Raw genomic sequence first — 11,949 nt, 5'->3', positions numbered from 1 at the left:
ACGGGGCTCTATGGGACGGCTCGGCCTAGCCGGTTACCAGATACGGACGCGGTTGGCGGGGGCGAGGTAGCTCTTCTCGCCGGGCTTGGCGCCGAACGCGGCGTACCAGGGGTCGAGGTTCCGCACCGTCAGCACGCGCTGGTGGCCCGGCGAATGCGGGTCCGACAGCAGCGTCTGCTGGAGCGCGGCGTCGCGGAACTTGCTGCGCCAAACGCCGGCCCAGCCGTAATAGAAACGCTGGTCGCCGGTCGTGCCGTCGATGACCGGCGCCGGCTTGCCGCCGAGCGACTTGTGGTACGCGTCGTAGGCGACCGTCAGGCCGGCCAAGTCGGCGATGTTCTCGCCGAGCGTCAGGCCGCCCTGGATGTGCTGGCCGGGGAGCGGTTCGTACGCGTCGTACTGCTTCACGAGCGCGTCGGTGAACACCTTGAAGCGGGCGACGTCCTGCGGCGTCCACCAGTCGGTGAGCTTGCCGTTGAGGTCGTATTTGCGGCCCTGATCATCGAAATGGTGGCTGATCTCGTGACCGATGACCGCACCGATTCCACCGTAGTTCACCGCCGGGTCCGCCTTCGGATCGAAGAACGGCGGCTGCAGGATCGCAGCCGGGAAGACGACCTCGTTCATCGTCGGGTTGGCGTAGGCGTTGATCGTCATCGGCGTCATGAACCATTCGCCGCGATCGATCGGCTGGCCGAGCTTCTTCAGGTCGCGATCATAGTCGAACGCGTTGGCGCGCGACACGTTACCGACGAGATCGCCACGCTGGATCTGGAGCGCGGAGTAATCGCGCCACTTGTCCGGATAGCCGATCTTCGGGGTGAAGGCGGCAAGCTTGGCAAGCGCCTTGGTCTTGGTCTCCGGCGCCATCCATTCGAGGTTCTTCAAGCGCTCGCCCATCGCCGCGATGACGTTCTTGACGAGGTCGTCGGCGGCGGCCTTCGATGCGGGCGGAAAATACTTCGCGACGTACTGCTGGCCGATCGCCTCGCCCATCGCGCTCGACACGGTCGAGACGCCGCGCTTCCAGCGGACCTGCTGCTGGGGCGTGCCGGACAGCGTGGTGCCGTAGAACGCGAAGTTGGTCTTGTCGAAATCGCTCGACAGATACGGCGCGTAGGCGCGCAGAACCTTGAGCATCGCATAGTCCTGCAGGACGTTCACGGGCGTGTCGGCGAACACCTTCGCCTCGCCGGTCAGCGCACTCGGCTGCGCGACGAGGTAGAACGGACGGCCGGTGACGCCCATCGCGGTCATGTACTGCGCCCAGGGGAAGCCCGGTGCCTTCGCGGCAAAGTCGGCGGCGGTCCATTTGTTGTAGGTCTTGTCGGCGTCGCGGCTCTCGATCCGGGTCCAGTGCGCGGTGGCGAGACCCTTCTCCATAGCGAACACGGCGGCGGCACGGGCGGCGGCGTTAGGCTCGCCGGCAAGCGTCAGCATCCGCGCGAGATACGCCTGGTACGCGGTGCGGATGGTGGCGAGCTTGGCGTCGTCCTTGAGGTAGTAATCGCGATCCGGAAGGCCGAGCCCGCTCTGGCCAAGGCCGACGACATAGGTGGTGGGATCCTTGTCGTCCTGCGACACGCCGACGCCGACGAGGCCGCCGACGCCCATGCGCTGGAGCTTGGCGATCTCGGTGACGAGTGCGGTCTTGTCCTTGGTCGCCTTCAGCGCGGCGAGCATCGGCTTGACCGGCGCAACGCCCTTCGCGTTGACGGCGGCCTCATCCATGAAGCTGGTGTAGAAATCGCCGACCTTGTCACCGGGCGTCTTCGCAGCGCCATCGAGGATCGTGCGGGTGCGTTCGAGCGACAGGTCCTGCAGGACATGGAACATGCCGTAGGACGAGCGATCGGCGGGGATCGGCGTCGTCTTCACCCAGCCGCCGTTCGCGTAATCGAAGAAGTCGGTGCCCGGCGTCACGCTGGTATCGCGGCCGGCCATGTCGAAGCCGAAATCGCCGATCTGCGGCTTGTTCGCGTCTTTCGGCGCGACCGGCCCCTTTGCCGCCTTGGCCAGCGTCGGCGAAGGGGCTGTCCGGTTCGGAGTGGCCTGCTTGTTCTGCGCGGAAGCCGATGCGGCGGATGCGAGCAGGATCACGGTAACAATCGACTTACGCATCAAGGGACCTCGGGAAAGAGACTTCAGGATGCGGTGTGTTCTACGCCGATAGGACGGTCCGTCAATTCCAGGCGGTGTCAAATGTTACGAAATACTACGCCGCACGATTGCCGTGTCGGTGCCGCCACTTGCGGGCAATCCACAGCCGCCAGCCGAGCGCGCTGAGCGCATAGCCGCCGACCGAACAGACGACCGTAATAACCAGCAGGCCCAGCGCGGTGGCGGGCCCCGCCTGCATCAGCCACGGAACCCATTCGGTGCGCGCGGCGGCGTTGGCGACCGGCTGGCCGGGGACGTGGTCGTCGAGCCTGAGCAGCGACGAGCCGATCCAATAGGCAGCGATCCAGAGCGGCGGCGTGGTCAGCGGGTTGGTGATGAAGGTGGTCAGCACGGCGGTCGGGACGTTGGCGCGGAACGGGAGCGCGAAGACCGCCGCGACCGGCGTTTGCGCGACTGGAATCAGGATGCCTGCGACCATGCCAAGCGCCACGCCGCGGGGGACCGAACGGCGCGTGAACCGCCAGAGTTCGGGCGCAAGCACGCGGTGCGCGACCGGGCGCAACAGCCGGTTCCGCTCCATCGATTCGCGGGTCGGCAGATTGCGATGCGACCACGCCGCGAGGCGCGCGAAAATGCTGCCCGGCGTTTTGGGCCCCGGCGTTCTGGGCACAGCCTATCCGCGATCCCGCATGATCCGGCCCTGTTCGCGCTTCCAGTCCTGTTCCTTCACCGAATCACGCTTGTCGTGGTTCTGCTTGCCCTTGGCGAGCGCCAGTTCGACCTTCGCGCGGCCCTTCGAATTGAAATAGACCATCAGCGGGACCAGCGTCATGCCCTGCCGCGCGACCGCACCGAACATCTTGTTGATCTCACGCTCGTGGAGCAGCAGTTTGCGCGGGCGCTTGGGCTCGTGGTTGAAGCGATTACCGTGGCTGAATTCGGGGATGTTCGAATTCACCAGAATGACGCTCTTGCCCTTCACCTCGGCATAGGCCTCGGCGATCGATCCCTCACCGCCACGTAGTGCCTTCACCTCGGTGCCGGTAAGCGCGATGCCTGCCTCGAACACCTGCTCGATATAATAATCATACCGCGCGCGCCGGTTCTCGGCGACGATCTTGGTCTTCTCGAAAGTCGGGGGTTTGGGACGTGCCATGGGACACGCGATGTAGGAGGTCGGAGCGCTTAGGGGAAGCGGGGGTGGTGCTTACGCTACCGTTTATTCCGCAAGCGCCGTCATCCTGACGAAAGTCAGGATCCAGAGTTTCGAAGCCCCGCACTACTTGGCTCTGGATCCTGACTTTCGTCAGGATGACGGAGCGGGTTTAGGTGAGGCCAGCGTGCTCAAGCGCAGCATCGACCGCCGCGCGCGAGGCGTCACCGGCGGGGGTCATCGGCAGGCGCAGGGTTTCGGGGAAACCCGCGCGCACCTTGGTTATCGCGTATTTCACCGGTCCCGGCGAGGCGTCGGTGAACAGCGCTTCATGCAGGGGATAGAGTTGATCCTGATAGACCAGCGCCTTGACGAAATCGCCCGACTGGCACGCTGCCTGAAACTCCGCGCACAGTTTCGGCGCGACGTTCGCCGTTACCGAGATGCAGCCGGTGCCACCCATCACGTTGAACGCCAGCGCCATGTCGTCGTTACCCGACAACTGGCAGAACTCCGGGCCGCACGCCGCGCGGTGCTGCGAGACGCGGGCGAGGACGCCGCTCGCATCCTTCACCCCGACGAACACGTCCGGAAATGCCGTGACGATTCGCGCCAACGTTGCGGGCTGGATGTCCGTCACCGTCCGCGCGGGGACGTTGTAGAGAATGATCGGCAGCGGGGTAGCCGCCGCCAGTGCCTCGAAATGGCGGAAGATGCCCTCCTGCCCCGGCCGGTTGTAATAGGGCGGGACCATCAGCGCGGCATCGGCGCCGGCCTCTTTCGCGGCGCGCAGATTGGCCGAGGCGACACGCGTATCGTTCGAGCCTGCGCCGGCGATGACCGGCACGCGCCCCTTCGCCTGATCGACGCAGACGCGGACCACATGGAAATGTTCGTCGTACGACAAGGTCGCGGCCTCGCCAGTAGTGCCGCATGCGACGAGACCCGACGACCCTTCCACGATCTGCCATTCGATGAAGTCGCGATAGGCGGGTTCGTCGAAACTGCCATCGGCGGCGAACGGCGTGACGAGCGCGGGAATCGATCCTGAAAACATGCGGTAGCCTGCGTCCATACTAGAAGAGAAGTCTGGCCTGTTGCGCCAAATACCGGGCGAAATCCGGATTTCGTTCAGGACAGATACGGGTTCGATGCGTATGCTGTCCACATGGTAGCATCGATGTTGAAAACGAGCCTTCTTCTTGCAGTGGTCGCACAGACCGCTGTGTCCTCGGGCGCCATCGGGGATGGAGGTCAGCAGACGCTGGATCGTTACAGTACGCAGCTTGCCAATATGGGCCCCAATGCGCAGCCGATGGCGCCTCCGACGATGAGCGACGGCGCGATCGCCTCGACCATCGCGCAATGGCGGGCGTTGCAGCAGACCGACGCGCTGCCGTTCGACAGCTATGCGGGTTTCCTGATGGCGCATCCGGGCTGGCCGAACGAGGCGGCGAACCGACGGGCGGCCGAGCGCAAGGCGGCGACGGGTTCGCCCAATAGCGTGGTTGCGTTCTTCCGCCGTTATCCGCCGCAATCCGCTTCGGGCGGCGTCGCGTATGCACGGGCTCTGCAGGCGACCGGCGCGCGGGACCAGGCCTATGCGGCGGTGCGGACGGCGTGGCGGAGCAGCGGACTGACGCCGACCGACGAGGTGATGGTGACGTCGGGCTTTCCAGGTGCGCTGACGCCCGACGACCAGGACGCGCGGATGGATGCACTGTTGTGGGCCGGCCAGACCGGCACGGCGCAGCGGCAACTGGCGTGGACGAGTGCGGCACGGCGCCCGGTATTCGCGGCACGGCTCGCGTTCCGGACGAATGCGCCGAACGCGTCGGACATCTCGGCGTCGACGCAGACCCTGTATGCGAACGATGCGGGCTATGTCGCGGACCGGGCGCAGTGGTTGCGCAATTCGGGGGCGAGCCCGTCGGCGCGGTCGTGGCTGGCGCGGCCTCGGTCGCTGGTGACGCGGCCTGGCAATGCGGCCGAATGGTACGAGGTTCTCGTCACCAACGCGAACGGCGCGGCGAACGACGGACAATACCAGACCGCCTACGACATCGCGCGGCAGATCGACGACGCGTATCCGTATGGCGCGGATATCTCGACGAAATCCTATGCCGAGCGCGACGAATATACCAACCTCGCCTGGCTTGGCGGACAAGTGGCGATGAAGCGGCTTGGACGGCCGGCGGATGCGATGACGCTGTTCGACCGATATGCGCGGGGCTCGCGCTCGCCTCAGGTTCGGTCGAAGGGCTATTACTGGGCGGGCCGCGCTGCGGAAGCGGCCGGGTTGGCACCGCAGGCGGCGGCGTTCTACGGCCAGGCCGCCGGCTACCGCGATCAATATTACGGACAGCTGGCGAACGAGCGCACCGGCCGCGCGCTGGTCGCCCCGCCGTCGGTGGCGTCGATCATCGTAAATCCGTCGGTACGCGCCGCGTTCGACCAGCGCGAAGTAGTGCGCGCGGTCAAGTTCCTCGGCCAGATCGGCGACTGGCAGGACCAGACCGCGTTCGTCCGCCAGATCGCGGCGGACGCGACGACCGACACCGATCACCTGCTCGCCGCGCAATTGTCGAAGACCATCAACCGGCCCGATCTCGGCGTGATGGTTGGGCGGAGTGCGCTGGCGAACGGGCTCAGCGATTATTCCGCGGTCGGTTTCCCGATGGTGTCCGTGCCGGCGGGGTATGAGGACAACTGGACGATCATCCATGCGATCTCGCGGCAGGAGAGCCAGTTCGACCGTGCCGCGATCAGTCACGCCGGCGCGCGCGGGCTGATGCAGCTGATGCCGGCGACGGCGCGCGAGCAATCGGGGAAGATCGGGCTCGCCTATAACCAGGCGGCGCTGACGACCGATCCGAACATGTCGATCATGCTGGGATCGAGCTATTTCCAGCGGGTATATGCCAACTACGGCAGTTATCCGCTGGCGGTGGCGGCGTATAATGCGGGCGGCGGCAACGTGAACAAATGGCTCCGCGCGAACGGCGATCCGCGGACGGGTGCGGTCGACGTGGTCGATTGGGTCGAGGCGATCCCGTACCAGGAGACGCGCAACTATGTGCAGCGCGTGCTCGAGAATGCGGTGGTGTACGACCTCATGAACCCGGCGCGTGCGAAGAGCCGCGGGCCGGCGCGGTTGTCGTGGTATCTGGGGAAGAACCGGCCGGGCTGAGATTGTTCTCCCGCGAAGGCGGGAGTCCAGACTGGGCTCCCGCCTTTGCGGGAGAACAAGGTAAGGGAATCACAGGGGCCACCCCCATCCCTACGCTCCCCGTCACCCCGGACTTGTTCCGGGGTCCACCCCACCGCATACTCAAACGCCCCGTAGCGTGCGGAATGGTGGATGCCGGAACGAGCCCGGCATGACGGAATTTGAGATGGACCGCCCGAACTACATCACCCCCGTCGGCTACGCCGTACTACGCACCGAATACGAGCAGCTCCTGTCGACCGAGCGCCCGGCCTTGGTCGAAGTCATCTCGTGGGCAGCGGGCAATGGCGACCGGTCCGAGAACGGCGATTACATCTATGGTCGCAAGCGCCTGCGCGAGATCGACCGCCGGCTTGGCTGGCTGTCGAAGCGAATGAAAGCGGCGAAGGTCGTCGACCCGGCGGCGCAGGAAGACCGCTCGCGCGTGTGGTTCGGTGCCTGCGTGACGGTCGTGGACGAGGACGATGTCGAGTGCGTGCTGACGCTGGTCGGCGACGACGAGACCGATGCGAGCAACGGTCGGATCGGCTGGAACTCGCCGTTCGCGCGCGCCTTGCGCGGCGCAGCGGTCGGCGACGTACGGCGGGTAGACCTGCCCGCCGGCGAGCGCGAATACGAGGTGATCGCGATCGCCTATCCCTGACGTTGCGATCCTCCCCCGCAAGGGGGAGGATTGGTAGTTCGCGGTGAACGATCCGTTTCGATTTACATAAATTGACCCCGCCCCGCCTCCGTGAGACATTTCGCGCTCGCAACGAAGCCGAGGACTCCCCATGCCGATACCCGCCACCTGGTCCGCCCGTCTGCTTAGCGTCATGCGCATCGTCGTCGCGCTCGTGTTCTTCAGCCACGGCATCTCGAAGTTCTTCGGCCTGCCGCCCTTTCCGATGCCGATGAACCCGCTGCTGACGGTCGCCGGCGTGCTCGAAGTGGTCGGCGGCGGGATGCTGATCGTCGGGCTGTTCACGCGGCCGGTGGCGTTCGTGCTGTCGGGCATGTCGGCGGTCGCGTATTTTCTCGCGCATTTCCCGAAGGGCCCCTTCCCGATCGCCAATGGCGGCGAGCCGGCGGTGCTGTACTGCTTCGTCTTCCTGTATCTCGCCGCGGCCGGTGGTGGCGCGTGGAGCGTGGACGCGGGGCGCGGGCGCGGCTAATCCTGCGTCCATGATCGATACCACAACGCGCAATGTCGCCCTCCTGATCGACGCGGACAATGCGTCCGCTGCGACCCTCGACCCGGTGCTGACCGTCCTCGCCGAGCTCGGCACGGTCAACGTCCGGCGGGTGTACGGCAATTGGTCGAAGCCCGCGCTGAAGGCGTGGAGCGACATGTCGATCAAGCACGGCATCGAGCCGCAGCAGCAGTTCGACCTGACCAAGGGTAAGAACGCGACCGACATGAAGATGACGATCGACGCGATGGACCTGCTGTTCCGCGGGCGCATCGACGGCTTCGGGATCATGTCGTCGGACAGCGATTTCATGCCGCTGGCGACACGCATCCGTCAGGACGGCATCCCGGTATACGGCTTCGGCACGAGTCGTACGCCGGAAGGGTTTCGCCAAGCCTGCACGCGGTTCATCGACGTCGGGGCGCTGAACGAAACGTCGCAGCCGATGCCAGCGCCGGTGCCTGCTCCGGTGGCTGGCGAGAAGCCCGCCGCGCCTGCGCCGGTCGCTCGGCCGAAGACCGCGCAGCCGATCGACGAGCAGGTTATAAAGCTGCTGATCGACGCCTACAACGCCGTGAAGCGCGACGAGAAGGGCTATGCCAGCGTCGCCGAACTGGGCCAGCTGGCGGGCAACCGGTCGAGCTTCGATGCGCGCAACTACGGGTTCAACCGGCTGTCGGACCTGATCGAGACGATCCCGAACTTCCAGCATGAACGCCGCGAAGGTGGACGTTCGTTCGTGAAGCGACTGCGCTAAACCTTTCCCCCTCCCTGGAAGGGAGGGGTAGGGGGTGGGTCGGCTTCCGTATCATCGAACGACGGCGGCAAAAGCTGGCCAACCCACCCCCAGCCCCTCCCTTTCAGGGAGGGGAGCGCTTTCGTCTCACCTCGTAGGCTGCAACCGCCCGCCCGGCTCGCTCATCCCGTGCGCCTGCTCCTCGCTATCATCCGGCACCGCCAGCGCGCCCTTCCGCCAGTTGCCGTAGCGATAATACCAGACCGCGATCGCCAGCGTCGTCAGCGATCCTAGCGGGAAACTCCACCACAACGCATCCGCGCCGAGCCACGGCCGCGCCAGCACCGCAAAGCCGATCCGCACCGGATACAGCGCGACGATCAGCGCGATCAGCGGCGCGATCACCGCGCCGTTCGCGCGGACGGTCGAGAACAGCACCATCGTCGCGCCGAACAGGACGAAGTTCCAGCTGGCGATCAGTTGGATATGCCGCGCGATCGGCAGCGCGGGGCTGTCGCTGCCGATGAACAGCGTCATCACCGGGCGATCGAACAGGATCACCACGCCGACCATCGCGCCGGTCAGCGCGACGTTGAACAGCAGGCCATATTTGGTGATGTCGCCGACCCGGTCCCAGCGCCCGGCGCCGATGTTCTGCGCCGCCATCGAACTGACCGCAGCGCCGATCGCCAACGCGGGCATCTGGATATAGGTCCACAGCTGCTGCGACACGGCATAGGCCGCCGCGGTATCGACGCCGAGCCGGTTGACCAGCCCGACCATCGCGAGCCCGGCGGTCGACATGACGAGCATCTGCGCACCCATCGGCAGGCCTTTTCGCACGATTGTGCCGGTCAGCGCGCGCTCGGGGATGAGGTAGCCGAGTTCGTTGCCGCGCAGTCTCAACGGCAGGTCGCGCTTGTAGATATACGCGATCAGCCCGAGCAGCGAGACATGGCTGGCGATCAGCGTCGCCATCGCCGAGCCGGCAATGCCCATCTGCGGGAATGGTCCGATGCCGGCGATCAGCAACGGGTTGAGCCCGCTGTCGAGGATCGCGCTGAGGAGCATGAACCAGAGCGGCGTCATCGAATCGCCGGTGCCCCGCAGCCCCATCATCAGCAACACCATCATCATCGATGCGGGCAACCCGAGAAAGATCACGCGCAGATAGGCGAGTGCGAGCGGCATCGCATCGCCGGGGGTCGCGAGCAGGTGCAGGATCTCCGGCGCGAATACCCAGCCAAGCGCGGCGATCAGAATCGCACCACCGAGGACCAGCCCGAACGCGGACCCGAACGCCCGCCGCGCGCCGTCGAGATCGTGGCGGCCGAAACTCTGACCGATCAGGATCGTCGCGGCCATGCCGAACCCGAACACCGCACCGAAGGCGAGGAACATGATGATGTTCGCGTTCGAGGTGGCGGCAAGCGCCCCCTCGCCGAGATAGCGCCCGACCCAGATCGCGTTGATCGAGCCGTTCAACGATTGGAGGATGTTGGAGCCGAGCGTCGGGAGCGCGAAGGCGAGCAGGGTGCGGCCGATGTGACCGGTGGTTAGGTCGCGTTGGCCAGGCTTGCCGCGGGGGTGAGTTTCCGTCTTGCGACCGGAAGGCTCGTGATCGTCGGCGCGTGTCTCGACGTCGGATGGCAGATCGCTCAAACAGTCTCTCCGTTAGGCCGAACTCGGTCCGGCATCCACCGGCGAACGGGCACGCACCCTGTCATGTCGAGTGCCTAGCCGCGGAGTGAACTCCGCAACAAGCCGGTAGGTCCCCTGCCCCGGATAACTATGCCGCCCCGGCGAAGGCCGGGGTCCAATTGGGAAGGTCGTAGTAATGGAGCGCTGTCGCAGTTCGCCACGTCACCCAATTGGACCCCGGCCTTCGCCGGGGGGGGAGCGGGGGCAACGGCGGTGCAGATTTGAGGGTCGAAGGCTCGCTCGCCTATGCCCCCCGGTTCGCCATCCCGGCGGAACCTGGGGTGACGGACTTTCGTAGGCGCGACGAAGTCTTCAAGCACACATTCCTCTCCCGCTTGCGGGAGGGGTCAGGGGAGGGCGCGACGTACGTACTGGCGTCCGGCCGCTTGAGGCACGCCCCTCCCCCGACCCCTCCCGCGAGCGGGAGGGGAGCAGGTTAGCCCAAGCGTCCGAGTGCCGCCTGCAACCGCGCAGCTTCGGCGGCCTTGTCGGCGTGGTCGGTCTTGGCCTTTTCCACCGCTTCGGGCTTGGCGCGTTCGACGAAGCTGGCGTTGCCGAGACGCCCCGACAGTGCGTCGCGCTCCTTTTCCGCGGCCGCGATCGCCTTGGTCAGGCGGGCGCGTTCGGAATCGAGGTCGATCACGCCTTCGAGGGGGAGAACGAACGTCGCTTCATCGACCACGACTTGCGCCGCGCCGCCGGTGGCCTCGCCCTCGACATGCGTGACGCGGGCCAGACGCGCGAGCGCAGGCGCCTGGCGTTCGAGCCGCGCCAACGTCGCTGCATTCGCATCGCGAACATGCAGCGGAAGGCGTGCGCCTGGCGGGACGTTCAACTCATTCCGCGCGGTGCGGATTTCCTGAACCAGCCGGATCAGCCAGTCGACTTCCCTGCTCGCCTCGGGATCCATCGAGCGCGCGTCGGCCATCGGCCACTGCGCGACGATCAGGTCGTGCGCGCGCGGATGGGCGGGGTCGGCCATCGCATGCCAGAGTTCTTCGGTTATGAACGGCATGAACGGGTGGAGCAGGACCAGGATCTGGTCGAGCACCCAGCCCGCGACCGCCTTCGATTCGTCGTCGATCTGGCCGCGAACGTCGTCGACCATCTGCGGCTTGATGAGTTCGAGATACCAGTCGCAGAACCGGCTCCACGCGAACTGGTAGATCGCGTTGGCGGCGCCGTCGAAGCGATAATCGGCGAGCGCGAGGTCGACCTGTTGGACGGTCGCGATCGTCTCGGCGATGATCCACTTGTTGACCGCGAGGTCGGCGCGCGGCGCCTCCAGCGTGGTGCTGGCGACGATGCCATTGGCCTGTGCGAAGCGCGCGGCGTTCCACAGCTTGGTGGCGAAGTTGCGATAGCCCTCGACGCGCTTCTCATCCATCTTGATGTCGCGGCCCTGGCTCTCCATCGCCGCCATGAAGAAGCGCAGCGCGTCGGCGCCGTAGGTGTCGATCAGCCCAAGCGGGTTGACGACGTTGCCCTTCGACTTGGACATCTTCGCGCCGTCCGCCGCACGGACGAGGCCGTGGAGGTAGAGCGTGCGGAACGGCACGTCCTTCATGAAGTGCAGCCCCTGCATCATCATCCGCGCGTTCCAGAAGAACAGGATGTCGAAGCCGGAAATCAGCACGTCGTTGGGGTAGCGACCTTCTAACTGCTTCTGCTCCCTCTCCCCTGCGGGGAGAGGGTCGGGGTGAGGGGTCGTACCGGGCGCTGCGCTGCTTGGCGGGCCCCCCCCCCGCCCCCCCCCCCCCCCGGGGGGGGGCAACGCCCCCACCCCCCGCCCCCCCACCCGGGGGCGAGGCCCCCCCGCCGAGGGGAACCACCGGTC

General features: G+C 66.2%; 10 protein-coding genes. 4 read left to right on the top strand and 6 right to left on the bottom strand.

Features of this window, described 5'->3' with window-relative positions:
• Positions 1-33 precede the first annotated feature (33 nt).
• The 4 genes from U1707_RS15925 to dapA form a co-directional block, all read right to left on the bottom strand.
• Positions 34-2,121 carry a M13 family metallopeptidase gene (locus U1707_RS15925; RefSeq protein ID WP_332801053.1) on the bottom strand — a complete coding sequence of 696 codons (2,088 nt, stop codon included), beginning with the start codon at positions 2,119-2,121 and terminating at the stop codon, positions 34-36.
• A gap of 94 nt (positions 2,122-2,215) precedes the next feature.
• Positions 2,216-2,701: a DUF2062 domain-containing protein gene (locus U1707_RS15920; RefSeq protein ID WP_332801239.1), complete on the bottom strand. Its 486-nt coding sequence runs from the start codon at positions 2,699-2,701 to the stop codon at positions 2,216-2,218.
• A gap of 93 nt (positions 2,702-2,794) precedes the next feature.
• On the bottom strand, positions 2,795-3,277 hold the full coding sequence (gene smpB / locus U1707_RS15915) for an SsrA-binding protein SmpB (RefSeq protein WP_131582699.1): 483 nt from the start codon (positions 3,275-3,277) through the stop codon (positions 2,795-2,797).
• Positions 3,278-3,446: 169 nt separating this feature from the next.
• The gene (gene dapA / locus U1707_RS15910) at positions 3,447-4,331 is read right to left on the bottom strand and encodes a 4-hydroxy-tetrahydrodipicolinate synthase (RefSeq protein ID WP_332801052.1); all 885 of its coding nucleotides are present in this window, start codon (positions 4,329-4,331) and stop codon (positions 3,447-3,449) included.
• Positions 4,332-4,442: 111 nt separating this feature from the next.
• On the opposite strand from dapA, the gene U1707_RS15905 reads away from it, so the two are divergent.
• The 4 genes from U1707_RS15905 (at position 4,443) to U1707_RS15890 (ending at position 8,432) form a co-directional block, all read left to right on the top strand.
• Positions 4,443-6,464, top strand: coding sequence for a lytic transglycosylase domain-containing protein (locus tag U1707_RS15905; protein ID WP_332801051.1), 2,022 nt, complete (start codon positions 4,443-4,445; stop codon positions 6,462-6,464).
• Positions 6,465-6,669: 205 nt separating this feature from the next.
• A complete protein-coding gene (gene greB / locus U1707_RS15900) occupies positions 6,670-7,146 on the top strand; it encodes a transcription elongation factor GreB (RefSeq protein WP_332801238.1) in 477 nt (158 codons plus the stop codon).
• A gap of 130 nt (positions 7,147-7,276) precedes the next feature.
• Entirely contained in the window at positions 7,277-7,657 is a 381-nt protein-coding gene (locus U1707_RS15895) for a DoxX family protein (protein ID WP_332801050.1), read from the top strand.
• Between the two features lie 10 nt (positions 7,658-7,667).
• Positions 7,668-8,432, top strand: coding sequence for an NYN domain-containing protein (locus tag U1707_RS15890; RefSeq protein WP_332801049.1), 765 nt, complete (start codon positions 7,668-7,670; stop codon positions 8,430-8,432).
• A 126-nt stretch (positions 8,433-8,558) separates the two neighbouring features.
• Here the strand turns inward: U1707_RS15890 and U1707_RS15885 are convergent, their stop codons facing one another.
• Entirely contained in the window at positions 8,559-9,956 is a 1,398-nt protein-coding gene (locus U1707_RS15885; RefSeq protein ID WP_332801237.1) for an MATE family efflux transporter, read from the bottom strand.
• A gap of 592 nt (positions 9,957-10,548) precedes the next feature.
• The coding region (locus U1707_RS15880; protein WP_443025716.1) for a class I tRNA ligase family protein at positions 10,549-11,949 on the bottom strand (1,401 nt) is incomplete at its 5' end.

The sequence above is a fragment of the Sphingomonas sandaracina genome (assembly GCF_036663695.1).
Classification (GTDB): domain Bacteria; phylum Pseudomonadota; class Alphaproteobacteria; order Sphingomonadales; family Sphingomonadaceae; genus Sphingomonas.
Note: the sequence above shows the minus strand (reverse complement) of the source record. Positions and strands in the feature narration are given on the sequence as shown.

Bases quoted from the DNA above. Each gene is read 5' to 3' on its own strand.
- U1707_RS15895 (WP_332801050.1), top strand. From the start codon at position 7,277: ATGCCGATACCCGCCACCTGGTCCGCCCGTCTGCTTAGCGTCATGCGC.
- dapA (WP_332801052.1), bottom strand. From the start codon at position 4,331: ATGTTTTCAGGATCGATTCCCGCGCTCGTCACGCCGTTCGCCGCCGAT.
- U1707_RS15890 (WP_332801049.1), top strand. From the start codon at position 7,668: ATGATCGATACCACAACGCGCAATGTCGCCCTCCTGATCGACGCGGAC.
- greB (WP_332801238.1), top strand. From the start codon at position 6,670: ATGGACCGCCCGAACTACATCACCCCCGTCGGCTACGCCGTACTACGC.
- smpB (WP_131582699.1), bottom strand. From the start codon at position 3,277: ATGGCACGTCCCAAACCCCCGACTTTCGAGAAGACCAAGATCGTCGCC.
- U1707_RS15920 (WP_332801239.1), bottom strand. From the start codon at position 2,701: ATGGAGCGGAACCGGCTGTTGCGCCCGGTCGCGCACCGCGTGCTTGCG.
- U1707_RS15905 (WP_332801051.1), top strand. From the start codon at position 4,443: ATGGTAGCATCGATGTTGAAAACGAGCCTTCTTCTTGCAGTGGTCGCA.
- U1707_RS15925 (WP_332801053.1), bottom strand. From the start codon at position 2,121: ATGCGTAAGTCGATTGTTACCGTGATCCTGCTCGCATCCGCCGCATCG.